The sequence below is a fragment of the Streptomyces albicerus genome (assembly GCF_008905045.1).
Lineage (GTDB): Bacteria > Actinomycetota > Actinomycetes > Streptomycetales > Streptomycetaceae > Streptomyces > Streptomyces albicerus.
The window spans coordinates 1-25,979 of the sequence record NZ_VWMY01000015.1 but is presented as its reverse complement, the minus strand read 5'-3'; the positions used below and the strand labels follow the sequence as shown (position 1 = coordinate 25,979).

Below are 25,979 nucleotides of genomic sequence, written 5' to 3'. Positions count from 1 at the left end.
GCAGTAGCCCGATTGATATGGAGAATGACACCCTTTTTGGTGGCTAACTGCCGGACCGCTTGCCAGAGACTTCACTGAAGGCCTCTTACACCCACGGAAATTGGCCATTTGGCCGGGGGGGCTGCCAAGGGACCTCCGCGGCCTCGCGACGCCCGGCACGTGCTCGCGGCGCGCCCAAGGCCGCTCCTTCCTCCGCGGAGATCCACTGGAGTCCCCTAACCCTCCGACGGCTTGCCGCCCGATCGAGGCGCGCCGACCGCAGCGCCCGCCTTCACGCCACCGTCCTTGCCACTCGACGGGGCCTCGAAAGACTCCAACGCCTCGAGGACGTCCTGGACACGGGAGATCTCGGCGTTGATGTCCTCGCGGCGGCGGACCAGCACCTCGAGCTCGCGCTTGCCCTCCTCGACCGCGGCCCGCGCCTCGCGCACCGCCTCGGACCTGATCTCCTCGGCCTCGGAGATGAGCGCGGCCTTCTTCTGCTCGGCCTCCTTGAGGAGCCCCTCCGCCTTCTTCACCGCGGCGATACGGACCTTGCCCGCCTCGGAGTTGGCCTCCGACACCAGGTCCTTGGCCTTCGCCTCGGCCTCCTTCAGCTGGTCCTCGGCGGCCTTCACCAGCGCGTCGCAGCGCTCGCCTGCCGACTTCATCGCCTCGGCGGACTCGCGGCGGGCCCGCTCGTGCAGCTCCTCGATCTCGCCGGTGATCCGGTCGCGCAGCTCCTCCGCGCGCTCCCTTATCGCCGTGGCGTCCCGGCGCGCGCCGACCAGCAGCTCGTCCGCGTCGGTCCGGGCCCGCTCCACCCGGGAGTTGCCCTCGACCGTCGCCTCGGAGACCAGCCGCTCCGCCTCGTTGCGGGCCGCGCCGACCATCGTGTCGGCCTGCGACTCGGCGTCCGCCGTGGTCTTCTGCGCGGTCTGCCGTGCCTCGGAGATCAGCTTGTCGGCCTCGTTGGTCGTCTCCGTGATCAGAGTGTCGACCTGCTCGGCCGCCTCGGAACGCCGCTTGTTGGCCTCCTTGCGCGCCTCGTCCAGCGTCCGGTCGGCCTCCTCGCGCGCCGCCGCCGTGACCCGCTCGGCCTCGTCGGCCGCCTCGGCCTTGACCCGCTGCGCCTCGCTGCGGACCCGCTCGGCGTGCTGCTGCGCGGAACCGACCGTCTCGGCCGCCTCGGCGCGCAGCCGCTCGGCGTCGCTCGTCGCGTCCGAGATCAGCTTCTCGGCCTTCGCCACGGACTCGGAGCGGACCCGCTCCGCCTCCGCGTTGGTCTCCGCGGTGAGCCGCTCCGCCTCCGACGTCACCTCGGTGATGAGGGTGTCGGCCTGCGTCGCCGCGTCCGACCGGATGCGGTTGGCGTCCTCGCGGGCCTCGGCGCGGCTGCGGGACGCGTCCTGCTCGGCCGCCGCGACGGTGTCCGACGCCTCCGTACGGGCCCGCTGGGCGAACTCCGCGGCGTCCGAACGCAGCCGCTCCGACTCGGCGATCGCTTCCGAAACCGTGCGCTCCGCAAGGGACTTGGCGGCCTCCGACTCCTCCTGCGCCTCACGCCGGATCCGGTTGCCGTCCTCGGCGGCCCGCTCCCGCTCCGCGTACGCGTCGGCGCGGACCCGGTCGGCCTCCTCCTGAGCCTCCGTGCGCGTGCGCTCTGCCGCGTGCTCGGCGGCGGAGCGCAGGCCGGTGATCTCCTCCTGGGCCTGCTCGTGCAGCCCGGCCACGGAGTCGCGTACCTGCTGCGCGGTCTGCTCGGCGGCCGACACCATCTCGGTCGCCCGGCGGTCCGCCTCCTCGACCAGCCGTACGGCCTCGGCTTGGGCCTCCTCCACGCGGTTGCGCGCCGAGGCCAGCAGCTCCTCGCTCTGCTCGCGGGCCCGCTCCCGCTCCTGGTCGGCCTCCTGCCGTGCGGCGCCGAGGAGTTCCTCGGCCTCGCGGCGGCGCCTGGCGGCCTCCTCCTGGGCGGCGGACAGCGCCTCGGCGGCGTCCGTGGCGAGCCGCTCGGCGGCGGCCTGCGCCTCCGCCCGTACCCGGTCGGCGGTGTCCTGTGCCTCCGACTTCAGCCGCTCGGCCTCCGACGCGGCCTCCGAACGCAGCCGTACGGCGATGGCCTCGCCCTCGGCACGCGACGCGGACGCGTCCGACGCGGCCTCCGTACGCAGGCGCTCGGCCTCCGCTTCGGCCTGCGCCTGGAGCGTACGGATCCGCTCGGCGGCCTCGCCGCGCAGCCGGTCCGTCTCCTCGGCGGCCTCGCGGCGGATCCGCTCGGCCTCGGCGCGCGCGTCGGTCAGCGCCTGCTCGGCGGAGGCCACGCGCTCCTCGGCCTCCGTGTGCAGCCGGGTCAGCTCCTCGGCCGCCTCGGCCTGCCGGGCCGCTATGGCGCGCTCGGTGTCCTCGTGCAGCTCCCGGGCGGCCCGCTCGGCCTCCGCCCTGATGCCCTCGGACTGCTCGACGACCTCCGCCCGGTGCCGCTCGGCCTCCGTGCGGGTGCGCTCCAGGGTCTCCTCGGCCTGCCGGCGCAGCGTCGTGGCGCGCTCGATGGCCTCGGTGCGGACCCGCTGGCTCTCCGTCGTCGCGTTCGACCGCAGCTCGTCCGCGTCGGCCTTCGCCTTGGCGAGCAGTTCCTCGGCGGTCCTGGCCGCCTCCTCGATCTGCTGGACGGCCTCGCGCCGGGCCTCGGAGCGGATCTGCTCGCCCTCGCCGACCGCGTCCGCGCGCAGCTGCTCGGCCTCGCCGCGCAGCCTGCGCGCCTCTTCCTGCAGCTCGACCGTCTTGGCGCGGTAGTCCTTGGTGTCGTCCTTCGCCGCGCCCTTGAGCTCCTCGGCGATGTCGTGCGCCTGGGCCCGCAGCCGGTCCGCCTCGGCCTCGGCCTCGGCGCGGATCCGCTCGGCCTCCTCGGTCGCCGCCTTGGTGGTGTTCTTGGCTTCCTCGGACGCCTTGTTGAGGACGTCCTCGGCCGTCCGGGCCGCCTTGGAGAGCTGGGAGGCGGTCTCCTCGGCGGTGAGGCTGCGCGCGTTCTCCTCGGCCTCCGCGATGATCTTCTCGGCGGCGGCCTTGGCGTCCGCGACGACCTGCTCGGCCTCGGCCTTGGTGGTCTCGGCCTCCTTGGTGGCCTCGCTGACCAGCCGGGCGACCTGCTCCTTGGCCGTACGCGTGCGCTGCTCGTTCGCCGACTCCGCGCTGGAGAGGGCCTTGGACGCGGATTCCTTCGCCTCGGCGAGGACCTTGTCCGCCTCGGCCCGCGCCTCGCGCAGCGCGGCCTCGGACTCGGTCATGCGCTGCTCGGCGGCCCGGCTCAGTTCGGTCGCCTGACGGCGCGCGCTGTCCGACTCGGTCGCGGTCGAGCTGCGCAGCTGCTCGGCGTGGTCGGTGGCCTCCTGGGCCTGCGTCGACGCCGCGTTCAGCAGCCGCTCGGCGTCGGTGCGGGCCCGGCGCAGCAGCGCCTCGGCCTCCGCGCGCGCCTGCTCGGCGTCGCTCTGCAGCCGCGCTCGGGCCTCCGAGGCGACCCGCTCGGCCTCCGCGCGGGCGGTGGCCAGGGCCTGCTCGGCCTCGGTACGCGACTCGTCGAGGAGCCGGCGGGCCTGCTGCTCGCTGCGGGCGCGCAGCTGCTCGGCCCAGGCCACGTTCTCGTTGACGTGCGACTCGACGCTCTGCCGGCGCTCGGAGAGCTCCTGGTCGAGCTGCTGGCGGCGGGTGACCGCCTCCTGGTGCAGCTCCGCCTGGAGACGGGCGGCCTGCTCGGCGTGCTCCTGGAGAATCCGCTGGGTCTGCGCGCGGGCCTGGCTCAGCTCCCGCTCCGCGTCCTGGCGCAGCTGGTCCGCCTGGATCTGCGCGTTACGGAGCATCTGCTCGGCCTGGTAGCCGATGTCGGCGCTGTCGTAGGCAGGCCGGGTCGCCAGATTGCGCCGCGCCTCGTGCAGCTTGGCGCGCAGCACCTCGACTTGATAGCCGAGGTCCTCGGCGTGCTGGACGGCCTTCTCCCGCTCGGTCTTCAGCCGCTCCATCTCGGCCTCGAACCGAGAGAGGTGGTCGACGTCAGCCGCCGGCTCTCGCTCCTGGCGTTCGTAGCCCCGCACTGCGCGGTCCCATCCGTCCCCTGGTCGCAAGTCTCTCCAAACGAGCACCGTCCATCCGCCGAACGGGGCCCCCGGGGAATGGTGTCAGATCAACGGCGGAGCACGGGCTGCTGCCCCGACGCTCGTCCCCCGAAACCTGGACCCCGGCCCTCGGATCCTGACGATGAGGACCCGGACCGCCCCGAAGAGGCGACGGCCGACCCCAACCCTACCGGCCCATATGTACGGGGGTCAGTGCTCAGGTGACTCAACAGGCGCCGAAGTGACCAGTTCTGTCAGGACGCCGTGGCAGTCCTTCGGATGCAGGAAGGTGATCCGGGAGCCCATCGAACCCCTGCGCGGCTCCTCGTACAGCACTCGTACGCCCTTGTCCCTGATGTCGGCGGCGTCCGCGTCCACGTCCGCCGTGCCGAAGGCGATGTGGTGCACACCCTCGCCGTTCTTGGCCAGCCACTTCCCGACGGCAGAGTCCTCGCGGGTGGGCTCCAGGAGCTGGAGGTAGGAGGCGCCGCCGTCGGACGTCTCGTTGATCTTGAGCATGGCCTCGCGTACGCCCTGCTCCTCGTTGACCTCCGAGTGGAAGACCTCGAAGCCGTACGTCGCACGATAGAACTCGACGGTCTTGTCGAGGTCGAAACAGGCGATCCCGATGTGGTCGATTCGCGTCAGCATGCTGTTAGTGCAGCGCTCCGGAGGCGGTTACGCAACGTGCGCGCGATCACACCGACAGCCGGGTGACGGGGTGGACTACCCCTCAGTACATTCGAAGTAAACCCTCGTTCACTCCTCAGCTGTGCAAGCTGGAAGGGGATCGCTCCTCATGTCTGGAACGAACAGCACCACCTCCGTCATCGTCGCGGGTGCCCGCACCCCGATGGGACGGCTGCTCGGCTCCCTGAAATCCTTCTCGGGTGCCGACCTCGGTGGTTTTGCGATCAAGGCCGCCCTCGACCGTGCGGGGATCGGTGGCGACCAGGTGCAGTACGTGATCATGGGCCAGGTGCTCCAGGCCGGGGCGGGGCAGATCCCGGCACGCCAGGCGGCGGTCAAGGCGGGCATCCCGATGAGTGTCCCGGCGCTCACGATCAACAAGGTCTGTCTGTCGGGCCTCGACGCCATCGCGCTCGCGGATCAGCTCATTCGTGCAGGTGAGTTCGATGTCGTGGTCGCCGGCGGTCAGGAGTCCATGACCAACGCGCCGCATCTGCTGCCGAAGTCCCGCGAAGGCTACAAGTACGGCGCGATCGAGATGCTCGACGCGATGGCGTACGACGGGCTGACCGACGCCTTCGAGAACATCGCCATGGGCGAGTCGACCGAGAAGCACAACACACGGCTCGGCATCCTCCGCCCCGAGCAGGACGAGTTCTCCGCCCTGTCGCACCAGCGGGCCGCGGCCGCGCAGAAGAACGGCGTCTACGAGGCCGAGATCACCCCGGTGGAAATTCCCCAGCGCAAGGGCGTGCCCGTCGTCTTCAGCAAGGACGAGGGCATCCGCGGCGAGACGACCACCGAGTCGCTCGGCAAGCTGCGGCCCGCGTTCACCAAGGACGGGACCATCACGGCCGGTTCGGCCTCGCAGATCTCCGACGGGGCGGCCGCCGTCGTCGTCATGAGCAAGGCCAAGGCGCAGGAGCTCGGCCTGGAGTGGATTGCGGAGATCGGCGCCCACGGGAACGTCGCGGGACCCGACAACTCTTTGCAGTCGCAGCCGTCGAACGCCATTCAGCACGCGCTGAAGAAGGAGGGCCTGAGCGTCGGGGATCTTGACCTGATCGAGATCAACGAAGCGTTCGCCGCCGTCGCGGTCCAGTCAATGAAGGACCTCGGAGTTTCCACCGAAAAGGTGAACGTCAACGGTGGCGCGATCGCCCTCGGTCACCCCATCGGCATGTCCGGCGCCCGGCTCGTACTGCACCTCGTCCTCGAGCTGAAGCGGCGGGGCGGTGGCGTGGGTGCGGCCGCGCTGTGCGGGGGCGGCGGGCAGGGTGACGCGCTGATCGTGCGGGTACCCAAGGCCTGACGCACGTTCGTTTCATGCCGACCTTGGTGATCTACTGAACGGAGTTGTGATGCAGGACGTCGCCTCGCTGGTGGCCCAGGCCAGGGAAGGCCGGCCGCGGGCCGTCGCCCGGCTGATCTCCCTGGTGGAGGGGGCGTCCCCGCAGCTCCGAGAGGTCATGGCCGCGCTGGCTCCGCTCGCGGGCAACGCGTACGTCGTGGGGCTCACCGGGTCGCCGGGTGTCGGCAAGTCGACTTCCACGTCGGCGCTCGTGACTGCCTACCGGCGGCAGGGCAAGCGCGTCGGTGTCCTCGCCGTCGACCCGTCCTCGCCGTTCTCCGGCGGGGCGCTGCTCGGCGACCGCGTACGGATGTCGGAGCACGCGTCCGACCCCGGTGTCTACATCCGCTCCATGGCGACCCGGGGCCACCTGGGCGGACTCGCCTGGGCGGCCCCCCAGGCGATCCGTGTGCTGGACGCGGCGGGCTGTGACGTGGTCCTCGTCGAGACCGTCGGCGTCGGGCAGTCCGAGGTCGAGATCGCCTCGCAGGCGGACACGTCCGTGGTGCTGCTCGCGCCCGGGATGGGCGACGGTATCCAGGCGGCCAAGGCCGGGATCCTCGAGATCGGCGACGTGTACGTCGTCAACAAGGCCGACCGGGACGGGGCCGACGCCACGGCCCGCGAGCTGAACCACATGCTGGGGCTCGGCGAGTCCCGAGGCCCCGGTGACTGGCGGCCGCCGATCGTCAAGACGGTCGCGGCGCGAGGGGAGGGCATCGACGAGGTGGTCGAGGCCCTGGAGAAGCACCGGGCGTGGATGGAGGAGCGGGGAGTGCTCGCGGAGCGGCGTCTCGCCCGGGCTTCGCACGAGGTCGAGACGATCGCGGTCACGGCGCTGCGGGAGCGGATCGGGGACCTGCACGGTGACCGGCGGTTGAGCACCCTGGCCGAGCGGATTGTGGCGGGGGAGCTGGACCCGTACCGGGCGGCGGACTCCCTGGTGGAGGGCTTGACGGAGCGCTGAGCCCGGGAGGGTTTCCTCGCCCCCGCCGCCCCTACCCGTCCCATCCTTCTGGGGAGGGGCTGATTTTCAGCCTGTCCGGCGTTTGAGGGCGAGGCCGTTCAGGCCGACAAGCGGGGGTCCGGGGGCGCAGCCCCCAGGGATGGGACGGGTAGGGGCGGCGGGGGCGAAAACAGCCTGGTCGGCCGCCGGGGGCCGCTGGTACGTTTTTCCGCGTGTTCCTCCTCTTGGCATAGGGCCCGCCCCGGCCCGCGATCGGCAGCGCATCCGGCGTAGCCGTCGCGGCGCACAGGCGTCCCCGCTGCCCGGGCGCCCGTCTCGGCGCCCCCTCCTCGAGGAACTCTTCGCATGTCTGCGTCCACAACGCGGCCTTCGTATGCCGCGGTATTCCGCATGCCCCACGCCACCCGCACCTTCACCGCGGCCCTCGTCGGCCGGCTGTCGTACGGAATGGTCTCGCTCGCCGTGATGCTGGCGGTGAGCCGAGCCACCGGCTCGTACGCCGTGGCCGGCGCCGTCATGGCGCTCTTCGGCGCCGCGAGCGTGTTCCTGTCGCCCCTGAGGGCGGCTCTGGTCGACCGGCATGGCCCGCGCCGCGCGCTGCTGCCGATGGCCTCGCTGTACGCGGGCCTGCTCGGCACACTCGCGGCGGTGAGCTGGCGCCCCGGAGCGCCCGCGGCGGTCCTGGGAGCCGTGGCCGTCGCCGCCGGCGCGTGCACCCCGCCCCTCGGGGCCACCATGCGGGCCGTCTGGGGCGAACTCATCACCGACCGGCGGCTGTTGCAGCGCGCGTACAGCCTGGACGGGGTCGCCGAGGAGCTGCTGTTCGTCTCCGGCCCGCTGCTGGTGGGCGTGGTCGTGCGGTTCGCGCCTCCCGCCGCCGGGGTCGCCGCCAGCGCGCTGCTGGTGGGCCTCGGCACGCTGGCGTTCGTCACATCCCCCGCCGTGAAAAGTGTCGCTGTGCGCGCGTCACGCGCGGGGGCGCGGATGCGGGGCGCCCGCGGACTCGTACAGCCCGTCGTCGTGGCGGCGGGGGTCGGGCTCGCGCTGGGAGCCGTCGACCTGCTGGTGCTGGCCTTCGCCGAACAGCGCCACCACGGGGACGAAGCCGTGGCCTGGGTGCTCGCCGCGCTGTCCGCGGGCAGCGCGGTGGGCGGGCTCCTGAACGGTGCCGTCAACTGGCGTACGTCCGCCCGCGTACGGCTTCCGCTGCTCGCCGTCGGCCTCGCGCTCGCCCTGGGCGCGGCCGGGCTGGCACCGGGGCTCTTGACGCTCTCCGCCGCCGTGGCCGTGGCGGGGCTGTTCGTCGCCCCGGCGCTCACCACGTCGTATCTGCTCGCCGACGAGAGCGCGCCGCCCGGCTCCCGCGTGCAGGCCGGCGCGTGGGTGAACACCGCGGTGAACGCGGGTTCCTCGGCCGGAGCCGCGGCGGTCGGCCTGCTGGTCGGGCGGCTGCCGCTCGCCGTGTGCTTCGTCGCCTCGGGCGCCACGGCACTGGTCGCGGCACTCGTCTCATGGCATGCGGCGGCCTCCCCGGAGGCACCACGTGCCGGGGAGGCCGCCGAGCAACCGGTCCGCTGACCGCCGGTCGTCCGAACCGTCAGTCGTCGGAGTCGTTGTCGGCCGAGTCGTTGTCGTCGGCGGAGTCGTCGTCCGAGGACGTGTCCGCGGTGACCTTGGCCGACTTCAGGTCGACCTTCCACTCCTTCTCGGCGCCGTTCGAGGCGGTCGTCTCCACGTCCCAGGCGTGGGTGCGGCCGTCCTCGTCGAGGTCGACCGACGTGACTGCACCCTTCGCGGCGGCGGCCTCCGCGGCCTCCGCCGCGGAGACGGACGAGCCCTTCAGCGCGGCCCGGACCTGCGCGGTGTCGTCGGCGTCCTCCGCGTCGGCGTGCGAGCCGAGCACCTTGCCGGTGCCCGGGTCGACCTGGACGCTGTGCCGGCTGCCGCCCGAGGAGAGCACGTCCACGTCCCACACCAGGCTGCTGCCCTCGTCGTCCAGCTCGGCGGAGACCGCCGTACCCGGCGTGTTCTTCAGCGCGGCGGCGATCGCGTCGGCCGCGTCGACCTTCGCGGCCTTCGCCTCGGCGGCGTTCTCGCCGTCCTCGGCCTTGTCGTGACGGTCGTCGCGGTCGTCGTCGGTGCCGTTGACCGAGTCGTCGCGGTCGCTGCGGTCGTCGTCCGACACCCGCACGCTGGACTGCTTCACCTGCGCGTCCTCGTCACCCGTGACCGCGAGGGCCGTCGCCGTGCCGCCCCCGACGAGGGCCGCGGCCGCTACGGTGGCGATGACGATGTTGCGCTTCATGAGGATTCCTCCGGAGTCGTCTGCTTCGACCGTGTGTCGGTCGTCTTCGGTGCGTTTCGACGTGGACCAATCTGGCTGAACGACGCTGAAGGCAGGCTGAAGCACCCTGAAGGCGTCTTCAGGTTCGGTTTGCGAGTCTTGACGCATGCGCCTGTTGATCGTGGAGGACGAGAAGCGACTTGCCCTGTCGCTCGCCAAGGGACTGACGGCCGAGGGCTTCGCCGTGGATGTCGTCCACGACGGGCTGGAGGGCCTGCACCAGGCCGCGGACGGGTCGTACGACCTCGTCATCCTCGACATCATGCTGCCCGGCATGAACGGGTACCGCGTGTGTTCCACCCTCCGCTCGGCCGGGCACGACGTGCCGATCCTGATGCTCACCGCCAAGGACGGCGAGTACGACGAGGCCGAGGGGCTCGACACGGGCGCCGACGACTACCTCACCAAGCCGTTCTCGTACGTCGTCCTGGTGGCCCGCGTGAAGGCGCTGCTGCGGCGGCGCGGGTCCGCGGGCGGGGCGTCGCCCGTGCATGTGCTCGGCGACCTCAAGGTCGACACCGCCGCCCGGCGCGTCTTCCTCGGTGAGGACGAGATCGCCCTCACCACCAAGGAGTTCGCGGTCCTCGAACAGCTCGTCGTGCGAGCCGGTGAGGTGGTGTCCAAGGCCGAGATCCTGGAGCACGTCTGGGACTTCGCCTATGAGGGCGACCCGAACATCGTCGAGGTCTACATCAGCACGCTGCGCCGCAAGCTCGGAGCCGCGCTGATCCGGACCGTACGCGGCGCCGGTTACCGCCTGGAGGCGAGATGAGGCGCGTCCTGGGGTCCGTACGGGCCAGGGCCACGCTGGCCGCGACCCTCGTGGTCGCCGTCGCGCTGTTCGCGGCCGGGGCGGCGGTGCTGCTGTCGCTGCGCTCCAACCTGACCGGGCAGGCGGGCACGTACGCCGACCGGACGGCTCGGGAGATCGCCGTCGAACTCGCCGCCGGGCGGCCCTACGACAAGCTTTCCCTGGACAGCGACGACCGGCCGGTCCAGATCGTCGACGCGTCCCGGAAACTGGTCGCGGTCAGCGAGGACCTGGAGCGGATCAGCGGTACGGGGGTCGACGACGTGACCCCGCAGACCCCTCAGACCCCGTCGGACAGCTCGGACAGCGGTGACGACGCCGACGACGAAAGCGACGACGAGGCGGACGACGGCCACTCGCTCGAACTCGGCGAGATCGGAGAGGCGACCTACAGCGAGGGGTCGGCCACGATCGACGGCGAGGAGGCGGACTACCGGTTCGCGGCCGTGCCGGTGAACGCCAAGGACAAGGGCAGGCTCACCGTGTACGCGGGCGCGCCGCTGACCGCCGAACACAGCGCCGTGAGCACGGCGTTGACCGTCATGCTCATCGGATTCCCCCTGCTGCTCGCCCTCGTGGCCCTGGTGACCTGGCTGGTCACCCGCCGGGCCCTGCGCCCCGTCGAGGGCATCCGCGGCGAGATGGCCGCGATCACCGCGTCCGAGGACCTGACCCGGCGGGTCCCCGTGCCGGACACGCACGACGAGGTCGCGCGGCTGGCCCGTACGACCAACGAGACGCTCGCCGCCCTGGAGCAGTCCGTGGAGCGGCAGCGGCGGTTCGTCGCCGACGCCTCGCACGAGCTGCGCAGCCCGATCGCCTCGCTGCGCACCCAGCTCGAAGTGGGCTCCGCGCACCCTGAGCTGCTCGATGTCGAGGGGGCCGTCGAGGACACCGTACGACTGCAGCGGCTGGCCGCCGACCTGTTGCTGCTCGCCCGCCTCGACGCGGGGGAGCGGCCGGCGGACGCGCGCTTGGATCTGGCGGCGTTCGTCCGCGAGGAGGCCGGTCAGCGGGCCGGGGACCGTGTCCCGGTGTCCGTGGACGCGGACGCCGTCGAAGTGGCCGGGTCGCGTGGGCAGTTGGCGCGCGTGCTGGCCAATCTGCTGGACAACGCACAGCGGCACACCCGGTCGTCGGTCGCCGTCACCGTGCGGCGCGCGGGGGAGTGGGCCGTCGTGGGGGTCACCGACGACGGCAAGGGCGTGCCCGCCGCCGAGCGTGAGCGGGTCTTCGAGCGGTTCGTGCGGCTCGACGAGTCCCGCGCCCGCGACGACGGCGGAGCCGGTCTCGGCCTGGCCATCGCCCGCGACGTCGCCGTGCGGCACGGTGGATCACTCACCGTCCGGGACGCGCCGGCAGGCGGAGCCCTGTTCGAACTCCGCCTGCCTTTGGCCTAGGGCGTGTCTGACAATTCCCGTCGTCGCCCGGAGGGCGGCCGCGCGGCGTCAGGTGCGTGCTCTCGGCGTGCCGGGCGCAGACCCTCGTACTGGACGTACTTGGGTCTGTGCCCGGTGCGGCGAGAGTGCGTGCATGGCGTCGCGAGGCAGACGGGAATTGTCAGACAGGCCCTAGGGCCGGTCGTACGCTACGGACGCCCCCGCTGCCCCCGCAGGTGCTCCGCGATCGGGGTCAGGGACTTGTGGAGCTCTTCCAGGGCCTCCGGCGGGAGGAGGTCGATGAAGTGCCGCCGCACAGACGCCACATGATGAGGCGCGACCTTCTTCATCGTCTCCATGCCGTGGTCCGTGAGCACGGCGTACAGCCCACGGCGGTCGGACTCGCAGTTCTCACGCCGGACCAGGTCCGCGTTCTCCATGCGGGTGATCTGGTGCGAGAGCCGGCTCTTGGACTGGAGGGTGGCGGACGCGAGATCGCTCATCCGCATCCGTACGCCCTCCGACTCGGAGAGGTTCACCAGGATCTCGTAGTCGTTCATCGTCAGGCCGAACGGCTGGAGGTCCCTCTCGAGCTGGTACGTCAACAGCCTGTTGACCTCCAGGTGGGTGCGCCAAGCGCACTGCTCCGCATCGGTCAGCCAGCGTGGGGCTGTCTCGGTCTCCATGAATGCATTCTACCTAAGATGTTGAAAGGCGAACTAGTGAGGGTTGCGTGACGGCGCGCACACGTTCGACGTCACACTCCGCAGACTACCGCTCACAGCCCGAAGCGACGCTGGAGGTCCCCCAGCTGTCCGGGAAGGCGCGGTGAGCCGGCTTGCTGTCCCGGGCGGCCGGGTACCCCGCCGCCGCCCGGTACTCCGGGTTCGTGCGGGACCGCCCCCGTGGCCTGCTCGGCCATCAGTGTCTCGCTGGACTGCAGCAGCACCGTACCGGCGCCCACGAACTCGAACTGGTGCTCCTCCCCGGAGGCCCCGCCCAGGCCCGTAAGCGCACGTAGACCGCCCATCAAGCCTGTCATGTACCCGTGGTCGTAATGGTGGCACGGTGAGGGACAGTCGGCCCAGCCGACCAGGGCCTGCGGGTCGACCCGGATCGGCGGCTCCATGAACACCACCGGACCGTTGGACGCCGCCACGAACTTGCCGGTTCCGATCAGTGTCAGAAAGCCGGGCACGATCGACTGCTTCAGTGCGAGAGTTGGCTGAAAAGCGAGGAGATTGCCCGAGCGAATGGTCAGGTTGCCCTCCTCCAGGTCGTACGAGTTCACGTCGAAGGCCCGGTCGGCGAGGAGCATCTTGCCCGAACCCGAGGCGACGACCCAGTCGCTCGCGTGCAACGGCGAATGGAACGACGTGCGCACGAGCCGGTCCAGTCGCCCGTGCCCGATGCCGTTGAACTCCATCGAGCCGTAGTAGGCGATCATCTTGCCCTTCTGCAGGAACCACTCGCTCCCTTTGAGCTCCACGCAGAAGGTGTACGCGTTGACGCTGTCGTCGGCGGGCAGCGTCATCGGGTCGTGGATCACGGGGCCGGCGCCCGGGTAGGTGGTCACAGCTTCTCCTCCGACGCCTGGACGTACACCGCTCCGTTGCCGCTCAGCTCCAGCTGGAACGCCTCGCCCGAGCCGCGGCCCACCATGTCGCGCCAACCGAGCGCCGTGGACAGCTTGTTGCGTACGTCCCCGTGGTGGGCCACGTACGCCTGCGGGTCGACGTGGACCGGACGCTGCGGACTGATCGGCACCTCGATCACCCCGCCGTGCGCCATGACGGCGACGGCGCCATGGCCCTTCAGCGTCGTGGTGAACAGCCCCTGCCCGGTCACCTGCCCGCGCACCATGCCCATGACCCCGCCCTGCGAGCCCATGAACATCGTGCCCTGCTCCAGCGTGCCGTCGAAGGCGAGGAGCCGGTCCGCCTCCACGTACAAGGTGTCGCCTGTGAGGTTGATCACCTGGATGTGGTGGCCGCCGTGCCCGAACAGAATCGTGCCGGAGCCCTCGACGGTCATCAGCGGAGTCGCCTCGTCGGCCACCCGCCGCCCGATCATCGACATGACCCCGCCCTGGCCGCCCTGCATGTTGGGGGTGAAGGAGACCTCGCCCTTGTAGGCGAGCATCGCGCCGCGCTGGCTGAACAGCCGCTGGCCCGGCATGACCGTGGCCTCGATCATCTTCGAGTTGACCTCACGGAAGGGCATGTCACACGTCTCCCGCGATCGAGTTGCGCTCACTGGGCTGCACGTAGACGACGCCGTCGCCCTCGAAGCGGATCTGGAAGGCCTCACCGCCGCCCTCGCCCATGAACGTGCGGAACGTCACACCGGACTGGAAGGACTGCCGCAGATTGCCCTGATGGGCGATGTACGCCCCCGGGTCGACCGTCAGCGGATACTGCGAGCTGACCCGCAGCACCACGGCCGGCCCGTCCGACATGATCGCGGCCTGGCCGTGGCCCTCGATAGTCGTCGTGAACAGTCCGTTGCCCTGGGAGGCGCCGCGCAGGCCCGTGAAGGACGTGCCCGTACGCAGTCCCGAGTCCGTCGCCAGCAGATTGCTGGACTCGACGAAGAGTTTGTCGCCCTGGAGATTCACGAGGTTGATCTCACTGGCCCGGTCGGCGAACCAGCAGGTCCCCTGCCCCTTCACCTCCATGAGGGTCATCTGCTCACCGGTGACCCGGCGCGTCACCATGCCGCGGATCCCCTCGCCGCCGCCGCTGAGCTTCTTGAAGGCCATCTGCCCGTCGTACGCCACCATGGAGCCGTTCTTCGCCTTCACGGCGTCGCCGGTCATGTCGACGGCCAGCACCTTGCTGCCTTGGAGTCGGAACATCGCCACGGTTGAGACGGTAGCCGTCGGGCCCTCCCACCGAACAGATCCTTCGGGATGATCCGACCCTGAAGGCACCCCTAGGTGGCCCGGATGCTTCAATGGGAAACGCTTGTGCTCGCGTTCACAAAGCCGATCACACAGCATGGACTGCCTTCCCGACCCCTTTCCCGACTCCTCTCCACCGAAGGTGACTCGTGGACATCAAGACCGCCTCCGCCCTCCGCCGCCTCCGCCTGGTCTCCGCCCCGGAGGCCGTGTCCTTCCTGCTGCTGCTCGTGTCCTCGGTGCTGAAGCGGACCACGGACTTCAACGCGGTCCCGGTGATGGGCATGGTCCACGGAATCCTCTTCATTCTGTACGTGATCTTCTGGGCCGACGCCTGGAACCGCGCCAAGTGGGACCTGAAGACCTCGGCCCTCTACTTCGTCCTCTCCGTGCTCCCGACCGGCGGCTTCTTCGCCGAGCGCAAGCTCAAGCGTGAGGCCGAGAACGCGGTCATCGCGTCGCGCGCCCGCAAGGAAGGCAGCGTCAGCGCATGATCGTCGCCTTCTCCGTGACTCCGTTGGGCGTCGGCGAGGACGTGGGCGAGTACGTGGCCGACGCCGTGCGTGTCGTCCGCGAGTCCGGCCTGCCGAACCGCACCGACGCGATGTTCACGTCCGTGGAGGGTGAGTGGGACGAGGTCATGGCCGTGGTCAAGCGCGCGGTGGCGGCCGTTGAGGCGCGCGCTCCGCGGGTGTCCGTGGTGTTGAAGGCGGACATCCGTCCTGGCGTGACTGATGGGCTGACATCGAAGGTGGAAACGGTGGAGCGTCATCTGTCGGCCTGACCGCGCGGGGGCTCTGCCCCCGGACTCCCGAGGTAGTGGGTACGTGCCGGTCTTCTTGGGCTGATCGCGCCCACGCGGCGGAGCCGCAAATTGTCACAGCCCCGCGCCCCGTCAGGGGCGCGGGGAACTGCGTGACAAGCCCCCACTCGCCCGCACCCAAACAGGCAACCCCATCCCGCCCAGCCGCCGGGGGCAAACTCCACTCTCCTGGACCTCCTCCGTTCGACACGTCGCCGAAAAGCCACTTTTGTGTGGGTATCGGCTCGTTCGATCACTGGAGGGCGCTGTGCGGCCGGAGGGCTACGACTACGACACCCACAGCCGACTGGCCGGACCGCTCACGGAGCCGTCCGGCACCGCGTACCGGGTGCAGTACAGCAAGCTCCTCGCGCGCGAGCCGCACCGAATACGGGCCGTCCTGCTCATGACGCTCGCGCCGCTGCTCACGGGAGTGCTGCTCGTCTACCTGGTGTGGCCCACGCACTGGGTGACCCGCGAGGGCGGCGCCCGCTGGCTGGTCGGCCTCGACCTCACGATGCTCATATCCATCGGCCTGATCGAGCTGTTCATGGTCGTCAACGTGGTGTCCATCGCCCACGCGACCATGGTCGCCAGGGATCCCATACCCGTCGTCCCGCAGGCAGGGACCAGGGTCGCCTTCCTCACCACGTACGTGCCCGGCAAGGAACCCCTCTCCATGGTCCGGGCCACCCTGGAGGGCGCCGTCCGCGTCACCCACGCCGGCCCCCTCGACGTCTGGCTCCTGGACGAGGGCGACGACGACCAGGCCAAGGCCCTCTGCGCGGAGCTCGGCGTACGCCACTTCACCCGCCACGGCGTCCCCGAGTGGAACCGGGCCAAGGGCGTCCACAAGGCCCGTACGAAACACGGCAACTACAACGCGTGGATCGCGATGCACGGCGGCGAGTACGACTACTTCGCCTCCGTCGACACCGACCACGTCCCGCTCCCCGACTTCCTGGAGCGGATGATGGGCTTCTTCCGCGACCCGGACGTCGCGTTCGTCGTCGGCCCGCAGGTGTACGGCAACTACACCGCCCCCGTCACCAAGGCGGCCGAGTCCCAGCAGTTCCTCTTCCACGCCCTCATCCAGCGCGCCGGCAACCGCTACCGCGCCCCCATGTTCGTCGGCACCAACAACGTCGTACGGATAGCCGCCGTCAAGCAGATCGGCGGTCTGTACGACTCCATCACCGAGGACATGGCTACCGGGTTCGAACTGCACCGGCACAGGAATCCGAGGACCGGGCACCACTGGGAGTCCGTCTACACCCCTGACGTGCTGGCCGTCGGTGAGGGGCCCGCCTCCTGGACCGACTTCTTCACCCAGCAGATGCGCTGGTCCCGGGGCACGTACGAGACGCTGTTCAAGCAGTACTGGAAGGCACCGTTCACGATGCCGCCCGGCCGGCTCTTCTCGTACACGCTGATGCTCGTCTACTACCCGATGACGGCCGTCAACTGGCTGCTGGGCATCCTGAGTTGCGTCCTGTTCCTGTGGTTCGGCGCGTCCGGTACGCAGGTCGCCGCCTCCATGTGGCTGATGCTCTACAGCGACGCCGCCGCCCTCCAGATCGGCCTCTATCTCTGGAACCGGCGGCACAACGTCTCCCCGCACGAACCGGAAGGCTCGGGCGGTCTCGCCGGCATGGCGATGTCGGCCCTCTCCGCGCCGATCTACCTCAGGTCCCTGGGCGCGGCACTGATCCGCCGCCCCAGCCGCTTCGTCGTCACCCCGAAGGGCGGTGACACCAGCCCCGACCGCGTGCTGACCTTCCGGATCCACCTCTTCTGGGCGGCGGTCCTGACGGCCTCGCTCGTCGTGTCGTTCGTACTCGGCCACACCCACGCGGCCATGCGTACCTGGGCCGTCCTCGCCCTGGGCATCTCCCTCTCGCCGGTCGCCGTATGGATCACCACCCGCGTCCAGGAACGCAAGGGCAGCCGGCGCGTCGCCCCCGCCGCCCAGGTCACGAACGGCGGCGAGCCGGCACCCGCGCTCGCGGGCAACGCCGGCGGCACGGTCCCGAGCGGCACGGTTCCGAGCGGCACGGTTCCCAGCGGCTCGCTCCCCAGTGGCCCGCTCCCCAGCGGGACGGTCTCCAGCGGGACGGTCTCCAGAAGTACGACAGGAGGTAACTAGGCCATGGCCTATCGCCCCTCGAAGAAGACCAAGAAGACCCTGCTCGGCATCGGCGGCATCGCGGTGCTCGCCGGACTCAACGCCCCGGCCGCGATCGGCTTCGCCTCGGAGAAGTACTACGAGTACAAGATCGCCCAGCCCGGCTACAAGGCGAGGTACGGCTCCTGGAAGCAGCTGGACATCCCCGAGGAGTACCGCACCAACGCCATCCACGCGGCCCTCCTGCACACCGGCAAGGTGCTGATCGTCGCGGGCTCCGGCAATGAGCAGAAGAAGTTCGACGAGGGGTCCTTCGACACCGTCCTGTGGGACCCGAGGACCGACACGTTCAAGAAGATCCCCACCCCCGACGACTTCTTCTGCTCAGGTCACGCACAACTCCCCAGCGGCCGCCTGCTCGTGGCCGGCGGCACCGCCCGCTACGAACTGCTCGACGGCGAGGTCGAGCGGGCCGGCGGCGGTATGCGCGTGAAGAACGAGAACCCGGACAAGCCGATCGTCCTCAAGAAGGGCACCCGCTTCCGCGCGCCGTCCGGTGTCGAGTACGTCAGCAGGTTCGACGTCACCGTCCCCAAGGCCAAGCGCACACAGGAGATCAGGTACAACAAGTCCGGCGTGATGCAGCCCTGGCGGACGAAGGTCACCGCGAGCGAGGCCCGTGTCTTCGTCGAGGCCACCAAGGGGGGCCCGCTGGCCGTCACGGACAGGCAGGCCCAGTACGAGATCGTCGGCCTGAAGGGCAAGGACGCCAGCAACACGTACGGCCTCTCCGAGAAGATCACCATGGAGAAGCAGGACTTCCAGGGGATCAGGGCCGCCTATGAGTTCGACCCGACGGCCGAGAAGTACGTGCCCGTCGAGCCGATGGACAAGGCCCGCTGGTATCCGACGCTCGTCGGTCTGGAGGACGGGCGGGTGCTCGCGGTCTCCGGACTCGACGACCTCGGTGTGATCGACCCGGGCGACAACGAGATCTACGACCCGAAGACCAAGAAGTGGACTCCGGGTCCCAAGCGCTACTTCCCGACCTACCCCGCCCTCTTCCTCACCAAGGGCGGCAAGCTCTTCTACCCGGCCTCGAACGCCGGTTACGGACCGGCCGAACTCGGCCGCGAACCCGGTTGGTGGGACCTGAAGTCCAACAAGTTCGAGAAGGTGCCGGGTCTGACCGACCTCGACCAGACGGAGACCTCCGCCTCTCTCCTCCTTCCCCCGGCGCAGGACCAGAAGGTGATGATCCTCGGTGGCGGAGGCGTCGGCGAGTCCAAGAAGTCGACCCCGCGCACGGCCGTCGTCGACCTCAAGAAGAACAACCCCGTCTTCGAGGACGGCCCCGACCTGCCGCAGGGCACCCGCTACCTGAACAGCGTGATCATGCCGGACGACTCGGTGTTCACGTCGAACGGAGCCGAGGACTACCGGGGGCGCAGCGCCAGCAACATACTCAAGGCGCAGTTCTACGACCCGAAGTCCAACTCCTTCCGTGCCGCCGCCTCGCCCAGGGTCGGCCGCAACTACCACTCCGAGGCGCTGCTCCTGCCCGACGGCCGGATCGCCACCTTCGGCTCCGACCCGCTCTTCGACGACCAGCAGAACACCAAGCTCGGCCACTTCGAGCAGCGCATGGAGATCTACACCCCGCCCACCCTGCACAAGAACGCCAAGAAGCGCCCCGTACTCGGCGACGGCCCGCAGGAGGTCGACGGCGAGGGCCGCGCCACCTTCGCCACCCGGCACCCGGACCGGATCGTGAACGCCCGCCTGATGCGCCCCAGCGCGGTCACGCACACCACGGACGTCGAGCAGCGGTCCATCGCACTCGGCCTCACGAAGACCAAGGACTCGGTGACCGTGGACGTACCGGAGGACCGGACGCTGGTGCCGCCCGGCTGGTACATGCTGTTCGTGACGGACGGGGAGGGGACGCCGTCCGAGGCGAAGTGGATCCAGGTCACGTGAGAGCCGACGACTGACGGAGTCGCTTGTCAGGCCCTCGAATTGCGCGCCAGCCCCAACGCGTAGTCCGCCCACCACTGCCCCGCCGCCGGGCCCCCGCGGCACTGCCCGTCCGATTCGCCGGGCCGCTTGATCCACAGGTACGCGTCCACCAGCGGGTCGCCGGTGTCCGTGGTGGGCGGGGTGCCGAGGGCGCGGCCCGGCGGGTTGCACCAGGCCTGGGAGGGGTCGCCGTGCAGGGGGCCGTTGCCGTTGCGGCTGGTGTCGACGACGAAGTGCTTGCCGCCGAGGTCCTTCGAGAGCCGGCGGCCGTACTCCTTCGTGGTCTCGTCCGGCTGGAAGTTGGCGACGTTCAGGGCGAAGCCGTCGGCGTTCACGATGCCGGCGCGCTTGAGACGGTCGACGAGCTTCCACGACTCCTGGACCCAGGCCGGGTTGCCCGCGTCCAGGTACACCCGCGTGCCGGGCTGCCGCTTCAGCCGCACGATCGCCTCGGCGATCAGCTGCTCGCGCTCCCCGTGGTACTCGCCCGGCGTGCAGCCGTCCACGATGTGCGCGACCGCGTCGGGCTCCAGCACCACCAGGGCCTTGCCGTCGCCGATGGCCTCGGCGAACCGCCCGATCCAGTCCTGGTAGGCGTCCGCGTCGTGCGCCCCGCCCGCCGAGTGCTGTCCGCAGTCGCGGTGCGGGATGTTGTACGCGACGAACACGGCCGTACGCCCCTCCCGGGCCGCCGCCGCGGTCGCCTCCCTGATCTTCGCCTCGGGGTTGTCCGCCGCGGGCCAGATGGCGGCGGGCCGGTCCGCGATGCGCTTCAGCAGCCGGGCGTCGTTCCCGCGCCCCTGCCGCTCCCACTGCCGGACCTGCCGGGCGGCGGGGCTTGCCGGGTCGACCCAGAACGGGGAAGCGGAGGCTGGGCTCACCTGCGCGGGGGTCTCCCGGGCGGCGGCGGTCGTGTCGACCTCGGACGGGGACGAGCAGCCCGCCGCGAGTCCGAGCGCGGCGAGCACCACGAGAGTACGGGTACGGGTCGGCCGGAACATCCTGCCCCCTTGGGCGAAGGCAACGATCAGTGACGGTGTCCGGCTATCGTTACATAACGGACTTAACCGGCATGGATGCAACACCGTGCGGCGACGCTTCCTGTCGGGCCGTCAGAACCGGCGGGGCGTCGGAACCGGCGGGCCGTCGGAACTGGCGGGGCCTCAGAACCGTCAGGGCGTCAGGCGCCGCCCGACGCCAGCGCGATGCCCAGCGGCGTCCGCTCGTACAGCACCTGGTGCCCGTACCGGCGCGAGACGAGCAGGCCCGCGTCGCGCAGCGCCGCCAGGTGCGCGGACACGGATGAGGGCGCGAGGCCGAGGCGGTGTGCGAGGGCCGTGGTCGTGGCGGGTTCGTCGAGCGCCGCCAGGACGGCGGCCCGGCCGCGCCCGAGGAGTCGTACGAGGGCTTCGGGCGTACGGTCGGACGGCTCGGCCCACAGGCCGGCGATACCGCGCGCCGGGTAGACCAGCGTCGGCTGCCAGGGCGGGTCGAAGCCGCTGACCACGTCCGGCCAGGAGAAGACGCTGGGCATCAACACCAGGCCCTGGCCGCCGAGTTCGCGTACGTGCTCGCCCTTCCAGTCGACCGTGAGCGTGCCCGCGTCCCAGGCGAACCGCCGGTCCAGCTCGGGCAGCAGCCCGCCCAGGCCCACCTCGGCGAGACGGCGCGAGTGGAAGGCGACGTCGGCCTCCAGGAGGGCGCGCAGCCTTGGCCACACGGGCTGGACGAGGGTGCGCCAGGCCGCTTCCAGCGTGGCCGTCAGCTCCTGCACCGCGCGCGCCGGCTCGGCGAGCAGCGCCCGGCCGAGCGGGGATTCGGCGGCACCGGGGGTGTCCGCGAGCGAGAGCGCCATCTCGGCGCGCGCGACTTCGGGATCGATACCCCGTACGGCAGCGATCTCCTCCTCGAACGTGGCCGCGGGCCCGATCGGGGGCGGCATCAGACAGTCCGGGCTGTGCCCGTGGCGCGGCATGAGCAGCCACAGGGGTTCCAGATCCAGCGACGCCGCCGCCGTGCGGATGCGGCGCAGCCATGCGGGGTGGTAGCCCTGCCGATCCGGACGCAGCAGGGTGCGTACGGCTTCGTGGGTCTCCCACAGAGGGGACACCGCGAAACGGCAGTTGAGAAGGTCGTCCTCACCGAAGTGGAGGTGGAACGGCATCACGCCTCCTCGCGGGAGATTCGGCCTGTGCCGAAACTCTAGGGCGGTCGGCACGCACGCGTGACGCTGCTGGGCATGCCAGAAGAAGCGAAGGGCGCGACGACGGTGCCCACCCGTTCCGATGAAGCACGGCAGGGCGGATACCGCAGTGCCTTCGCCGTGAAGGAATTCCGTGCCGTCTTCCTCGCGCACGCCCTTTCCCTGCTGGGTGTGGTCGTCAGCGAGATCGCGCTGACCGTGCTCGTGTACGCGCTGACGGGATCGCCGCTGCTCAGCGCGCTGGCGTTCGCGCTGGGCTTCCTGCCGTACCTCGTCGGCGGGACGCTGCTGTCCGGGGTGGCCGACCGGTTTCCGGCGCGGCGGGTGCTCGTCGTGTGCGACCTGGTGTGCGCCGGATGCGCGGCGCTGATGGCTCTGCCGTCCACACCGGTCGCGGCGCTGCTCGGGCTGCGGTGCGTCATCGCGGCCGTCTCGCCGGTGTTCAGCGGGACGCGGATGGCCACGCTGACCGAGATCCTCGGGGACGGCGACCTGTTCGTACTCGGGCGCTCGCTGCTGCGGATCGTGTCGCAGAGCGCCCTGCTCGTGGGCTTCGGGCTCGGCGGGGTCCTGCTCACCTTCATGTCGCCGCGCGGGGCGCTGCTCATCACACTGGGCACCTTCCTCGCCTCGGCGCTGCTCCTGCGCCTCGGCACCCGGCGCAGGCCCGCGCGGGCCGGGGGCGGGACGCTCGTGCGGTACTCGCTCGCCGGCACCCGGCAGGTCCTCGGCGACCGCCGGATCCGCGCGCTGCTGCTGCTCCTGTGGGTGCCGCCCATGTTCGTCGTCGCGCCCGAGGCCCTCGCCGCCGCGTACGCGGACGAGATCGGGGTCGGCACGGCCTGGGTCGGGCTGCTGATGTGCGCGATGCCGGTCGGGACGATCACGGGAGAGCTGTACGCCGGCGCCGCCCTGTCGCCCGCGGCCCGCTCCCGGATCGTGCTGCCCCTCGCCGGCGCCGGTCTGCTGCCGCTCCTCGTCTATCCGTTCCACCCGGGCCTCGGCTGGATCCTGCTCGCGCTGCTCCTCGCCGGGTCGGCGGGCGCGTACACCCTCGGCCTCGACCGCTGGTTCGTGGACGCCGTCCCAGAGGAGCTGCGCGGGCGGGCGATGACCGTGCACACGGCCGGGCTGATGACGATCCAGGGCGTGGGCATGGCGCTCGCCGGGGCAGCCGCCGAGTTCTGGGCGGTCAGCACGGTCGTGGGCGGGGTCGGTGTGGTGGGGACGGTGGGCTGCGTACTCCTGGTGCTGGAGGTGCGGCGCACGGACGACGCCCGCGCGCGGCGTACAGAGGGGGCCGGAGCGCAGGGCATGGCAGGGGCCGGAGCAAGGGGCACCGAAGGGGACGGATCGCGGCGTACGGAAGGAGTGCGTACCGAAGCGCGAGACGGGGCTGGCCACGATATGACCGGCCGGTAGGGTCTTTGCCGTGCCGAAGCCGCTCAGTCTTGCCTTCGATCCCATCGCTCGCGCCGACGAACACTGGAAGCAGCGCTGGGGAAACGTGCCGTCCATGGCCGCGATCACCTCGATCATGCGCGCGCACCAGATCCTGCTGGCCGAGGTCGACGCGGTCGTCAAGCCGTACGGGCTGACGTTCGCGCGGTACGAGGCGCTGGTGCTGCTCACCTTCTCCAAAGCCGGAGAGCTGCCGATGTCCAAGATCGGCGAACGGCTCATGGTGCATCCGACCTCCGTGACGAACACCGTGGACCGGCTCGTGCGGTCCGGACTCGTCGACAAGCGCCCCAATCCCAACGACGGACGCGGCACCCTCGCCTCCATCACCGAGAAGGGCCGAGAGGTCTGCGAAGCCGCCACCCGCGACCTGATGGCGATGGACTTCGGGCTCGGGGTGTACGACGCGGAGGAGTGCAGGGAGATCTTCGCGATGCTGCGGCCGCTGAGAGTGGCGGCGGAGGACTTCGAAGAGGAGTAGAGGGGGAGCGGGGCCGGTCCGTACGGGGTCGTACGGGTCCGGGGGCCGCCCGAAGATCGTGCGAAACCGGTGGTTACGCTCGTACCCATGAAAAAGAGCGTGCTGACCCGCTACCGCGTCATGGCCTACGTCACCGGTGTGCTGCTGGTCCTGCTGACCCTCGGTGTGATCGCCAAGTACGTGCTGGACCTCGACGGCGCCGCGGACTTCACGCGCATCGTCGGCATCGCGCACGGCTGGCTGTACGTCGTCTACCTGGTCTGCGCCTTCGATCTGGGCTCCAAGGCGAAGTGGCCGGTCGGCAAGCAGGTGTGGGTGCTGCTCGCGGGCACGATTCCCACGGCCGCCTTCTTCGTGGAGCGCAAGGTGAGCCACGAGCTGGAAGCCAAGGTCGCGGAGGACGCGGGCGCGGTCGCCAAGGCCTGACGTCCCGGCCTGACGTTCTGGACGTTTGCATGGGGGCACCACCACCGCCACGGGTGATCCGTGGCGGTCTGCCATCGACAGTTACTAGGACGTCCTAGTAAATTCGATGGTATGGACGCTGACGCCATCGAGGAGGGCCGCCGTCGCTGGCAGGCCCGTTACGACGCCTCGCGCAAGCGTGAGGCCGACTTCACGACGCTCTCCGGTGATCCCGTGGAGCCCGTGTACGGACCGCGGCCCGGGGAGACGTACGACGGGTTCGAGCGGATCGGCTGGCCGGGGGAGTACCCCTTCACCCGAGGGCTCTACGCGACCGGCTACCGAGGGCGGACGTGGACCATACGGCAGTTCGCCGGGTTCGGGAACGCCGAGCAGACCAACGAGCGCTACAAGAAGATCCTCGCCAACGGCGGGGGCGGGCTCTCCGTGGCCTTCGACATGCCCACGCTCATGGGGCGCGACTCCGACGACCCGCGCTCGCTCGGCGAGGTCGGGCACTGCGGTGTCGCGATCGACTCCGCGGCCGACATGGAGGTCCTGTTCAAGGACATTCCGCTGCGCGACGTGACGACATCCATGACGATCAGCGGGCCGGCCGTGCCCGTCTTCTGCATGTACCTCGTCGCCGCCGAGCGGCAGGGTGTCGACCCGGGCCTGCTGAACGGCACGCTCCAGACCGACATCTTCAAGGAGTACATCGCGCAGAAGGAGTGGCTCTTCCAGCCCGAGCCGCATCTGAGGCTCATCGGGGACCTGATGGAGCACTGCGCGACGAAGATCCCGGCGTACAAGCCGCTGTCGGTCTCCGGCTACCACATCCGCGAGGCGGGTTCGACGGCCGCGCAGGAGCTGGCGTACACCCTCGCCGACGGGTTCGGGTATGTGGAGCTGGGGCTCTCGCGCGGGCTTGACGTGGATGTCTTCGCGCCGGGCTTGAGCTTCTTCTTCGACGCGCACGTCGACTTCTTCGAGGAGATCGCCAAGTTCCGGGCGGCGCGGCGGATTTGGGCGCGGTGGCTGCGGGACGTGTACGGGGCGCGGTCGGAGAAGGCGCAGTGGCTGCGCTTCCACACGCAGACGGCCGGTGTCTCGCTGACGGCCCAGCAGCCGTACAACAACGTCGTCCGTACGGCCGTGGAGGCGCTCGCGGCGGTGCTGGGCGGTACGAACTCGCTCCACACGAACGCGTTGGACGAGACCCTGGCTCTGCCCTCCGAGCAGGCGGCGGAGATCGCGCTCCGTACGCAGCAGGTGCTGATGGAGGAAACGGGCGTTGCCAATGTCGCGGACCCGTTGGGCGGTTCCTGGTACGTCGAGCAGTTGACGGACCGGATCGAGGCGGACGCCGAGCGGATCTTCGAGCAGATCAGGGAGCGCGGGCTGCGCGCTCATCCCGATGGGCGGCATCCCATCGGGCCGATCACCTCCGGGATCCTGCGCGGGATCGAGGACGGGTGGTTCACCGGGGAGATCGCCGAGTCCGCGTTCCAGTACCAGAAGGCGCTGGAGAAGGGCGACAAGCGGGTGGTGGGGGTGAATGTCCATCACGGCTCTGTCACCGGGGACTTGGAGATCCTGCGGGTCAGTCATGAGGTGGAGCGGCAGCAGGTGCGGGTGCTGGGCGGACGTAGGGGCGCGCGTGACGAGGCGGCCGTGCGCGGGGCTCTGGCCGGGATGCTTGCCGCTGCGCGGGACGGCTCGAACATGATCGAGCCGATGCTCGACGCGGTGCGGGTCGAGGCGACGCTGGGGGAGATCTGTGATGCCCTGCGGGACGAGTGGGGGGTGTATACGGAGCCGGCGGGTTTCTAGGAGCGCGCCGTCCGGGGTTGGCGTGGGGTTTTCTTCGCCCCCGCCGCCCCTACCCGTCCCATCCCCTGGGGCTCCGCCCCAGACCCCGTCGGGGGCGCTGCCCCCGAACCCCCGCTCCTCA

General features: G+C 70.6%; 22 protein-coding genes. 13 read left to right on the top strand and 9 right to left on the bottom strand.

Annotation, left to right across the window (positions count from 1 at the left end; translation table 11 throughout):
• Nucleotides 1-215: 215 nt before the first annotated feature.
• Complete coding sequence (gene scy / locus GAS53_RS14910; RefSeq protein WP_151478066.1) at nt 216-4,064, bottom strand: polarized growth protein Scy; 3,849 nt, start codon at nt 4,062-4,064, stop codon at nt 216-218.
• Between the two features lie 231 nt (nt 4,065-4,295).
• A complete protein-coding gene (mce, locus tag GAS53_RS14905) occupies nt 4,296-4,736 on the bottom strand; it encodes a methylmalonyl-CoA epimerase (protein ID WP_151478065.1) in 441 nt (146 codons plus the stop codon).
• Between the two features lie 148 nt (nt 4,737-4,884).
• Here mce and GAS53_RS14900 point away from each other — a divergent pair, with 148 nt between their 5' ends.
• The 3 genes from GAS53_RS14900 (at nt 4,885) to GAS53_RS14890 (ending at nt 8,671) form a co-directional block, all read left to right on the top strand.
• The gene (locus GAS53_RS14900) at nt 4,885-6,087 is read left to right on the top strand and encodes an acetyl-CoA C-acetyltransferase (protein WP_151478064.1); all 1,203 of its coding nucleotides are present in this window, start codon (nt 4,885-4,887) and stop codon (nt 6,085-6,087) included.
• Nucleotides 6,088-6,136: 49 nt separating this feature from the next.
• On the top strand, nt 6,137-7,093 hold the full coding sequence (meaB, locus tag GAS53_RS14895; RefSeq protein ID WP_151478063.1) for a methylmalonyl Co-A mutase-associated GTPase MeaB: 957 nt from the start codon (nt 6,137-6,139) through the stop codon (nt 7,091-7,093).
• 345 nt (nt 7,094-7,438) lie between these two features.
• A complete protein-coding gene (locus GAS53_RS14890) occupies nt 7,439-8,671 on the top strand; it encodes an MFS transporter (RefSeq protein ID WP_225858924.1) in 1,233 nt (410 codons plus the stop codon).
• 19 nt (nt 8,672-8,690) lie between these two features.
• Here GAS53_RS14890 and GAS53_RS14885 read toward each other — a convergent pair whose 3' ends face one another.
• On the bottom strand, nt 8,691-9,398 hold the full coding sequence (locus GAS53_RS14885; protein ID WP_151478062.1) for a PepSY domain-containing protein: 708 nt from the start codon (nt 9,396-9,398) through the stop codon (nt 8,691-8,693).
• A 145-nt stretch (nt 9,399-9,543) separates the two neighbouring features.
• Between GAS53_RS14885 and GAS53_RS14880 the strand changes: the two genes are divergently transcribed.
• Nucleotides 9,544-10,209: a response regulator transcription factor gene (locus GAS53_RS14880; RefSeq protein WP_151478061.1), complete on the top strand. Its 666-nt coding sequence runs from the start codon at nt 9,544-9,546 to the stop codon at nt 10,207-10,209.
• Nucleotides 10,206-11,648 (top strand): HAMP domain-containing sensor histidine kinase, encoded by a 1,443-nt coding sequence (locus GAS53_RS14875; protein WP_151478060.1) that lies wholly within the window; start codon nt 10,206-10,208, stop codon nt 11,646-11,648. The genes GAS53_RS14880 and GAS53_RS14875 overlap by 4 nt, the downstream gene beginning before the upstream one ends.
• A 188-nt stretch (nt 11,649-11,836) precedes the next feature.
• Here GAS53_RS14875 and GAS53_RS14865 read toward each other — a convergent pair whose 3' ends face one another.
• From GAS53_RS14865 to GAS53_RS14850, 4 genes are all read right to left on the bottom strand, one after another.
• Nucleotides 11,837-12,313, bottom strand: coding sequence for a MarR family winged helix-turn-helix transcriptional regulator (locus GAS53_RS14865; RefSeq protein WP_151478059.1), 477 nt, complete (start codon nt 12,311-12,313; stop codon nt 11,837-11,839).
• A gap of 92 nt (nt 12,314-12,405) precedes the next feature.
• The gene (locus GAS53_RS14860; protein WP_151478058.1) at nt 12,406-13,203 is read right to left on the bottom strand and encodes an AIM24 family protein; all 798 of its coding nucleotides are present in this window, start codon (nt 13,201-13,203) and stop codon (nt 12,406-12,408) included.
• Nucleotides 13,200-13,850 carry an AIM24 family protein gene (locus GAS53_RS14855; protein WP_151478057.1) on the bottom strand — a complete coding sequence of 217 codons (651 nt, stop codon included), beginning with the start codon at nt 13,848-13,850 and terminating at the stop codon, nt 13,200-13,202. The genes GAS53_RS14860 and GAS53_RS14855 overlap by 4 nt, the downstream gene beginning before the upstream one ends.
• 1 nt (nt 13,851) lies before the next feature.
• Nucleotides 13,852-14,484, bottom strand: coding sequence for an AIM24 family protein (locus GAS53_RS14850; protein ID WP_151478190.1), 633 nt, complete (start codon nt 14,482-14,484; stop codon nt 13,852-13,854).
• Nucleotides 14,485-14,678: 194 nt separating this feature from the next.
• Here GAS53_RS14850 and GAS53_RS14845 point away from each other — a divergent pair, with 194 nt between their 5' ends.
• From GAS53_RS14845 to GAS53_RS14830, 4 genes are all read left to right on the top strand, one after another.
• Nucleotides 14,679-15,023: a DUF3817 domain-containing protein gene (locus tag GAS53_RS14845; RefSeq protein ID WP_151478056.1), complete on the top strand. Its 345-nt coding sequence runs from the start codon at nt 14,679-14,681 to the stop codon at nt 15,021-15,023.
• Nucleotides 15,020-15,313, top strand: a complete 294-nt coding sequence (locus GAS53_RS14840; protein WP_151478054.1) for an MTH1187 family thiamine-binding protein — start codon at nt 15,020-15,022, stop codon at nt 15,311-15,313. Before GAS53_RS14845 ends, GAS53_RS14840 begins: the two co-directional genes overlap by 4 nt.
• A gap of 286 nt (nt 15,314-15,599) precedes the next feature.
• Complete coding sequence (locus GAS53_RS14835) at nt 15,600-17,477, top strand: glycosyltransferase family 2 protein (RefSeq protein ID WP_151478053.1); 1,878 nt, start codon at nt 15,600-15,602, stop codon at nt 17,475-17,477.
• Nucleotides 17,478-17,480: 3 nt separating this feature from the next.
• Nucleotides 17,481-19,436: a radical copper oxidase GlxA gene (locus tag GAS53_RS14830; protein ID WP_151478051.1), complete on the top strand. Its 1,956-nt coding sequence runs from the start codon at nt 17,481-17,483 to the stop codon at nt 19,434-19,436.
• A gap of 26 nt (nt 19,437-19,462) precedes the next feature.
• On the opposite strand, the gene GAS53_RS14825 is transcribed toward GAS53_RS14830, so the two are convergent.
• Together GAS53_RS14825 and GAS53_RS14820 are read right to left on the bottom strand one after the other, a co-directional pair.
• Entirely contained in the window at nt 19,463-20,476 is a 1,014-nt protein-coding gene (locus GAS53_RS14825) for a glycoside hydrolase family 6 protein (protein WP_151478049.1), read from the bottom strand.
• A gap of 179 nt (nt 20,477-20,655) precedes the next feature.
• On the bottom strand, nt 20,656-21,639 hold the full coding sequence (locus tag GAS53_RS14820) for an ArsR/SmtB family transcription factor (RefSeq protein WP_151478048.1): 984 nt from the start codon (nt 21,637-21,639) through the stop codon (nt 20,656-20,658).
• A 75-nt stretch (nt 21,640-21,714) separates the two neighbouring features.
• Between GAS53_RS14820 and GAS53_RS14815 the strand changes: the two genes are divergently transcribed.
• The 4 genes from GAS53_RS14815 (at nt 21,715) to GAS53_RS14800 (ending at nt 25,858) form a co-directional block, all read left to right on the top strand.
• Complete coding sequence (locus GAS53_RS14815) at nt 21,715-23,100, top strand: MFS transporter (RefSeq protein ID WP_151478046.1); 1,386 nt, start codon at nt 21,715-21,717, stop codon at nt 23,098-23,100.
• 10 nt (nt 23,101-23,110) lie between these two features.
• Complete coding sequence (locus tag GAS53_RS14810) at nt 23,111-23,620, top strand: MarR family winged helix-turn-helix transcriptional regulator (RefSeq protein WP_151478044.1); 510 nt, start codon at nt 23,111-23,113, stop codon at nt 23,618-23,620.
• Between the two features lie 87 nt (nt 23,621-23,707).
• Nucleotides 23,708-24,046, top strand: coding sequence for a DUF3817 domain-containing protein (locus GAS53_RS14805; protein ID WP_151478042.1), 339 nt, complete (start codon nt 23,708-23,710; stop codon nt 24,044-24,046).
• A gap of 111 nt (nt 24,047-24,157) precedes the next feature.
• Nucleotides 24,158-25,858 carry an acyl-CoA mutase large subunit family protein gene (locus tag GAS53_RS14800; RefSeq protein WP_151478040.1) on the top strand — a complete coding sequence of 567 codons (1,701 nt, stop codon included), beginning with the start codon at nt 24,158-24,160 and terminating at the stop codon, nt 25,856-25,858.
• Nucleotides 25,859-25,979 lie beyond the last annotated feature (121 nt).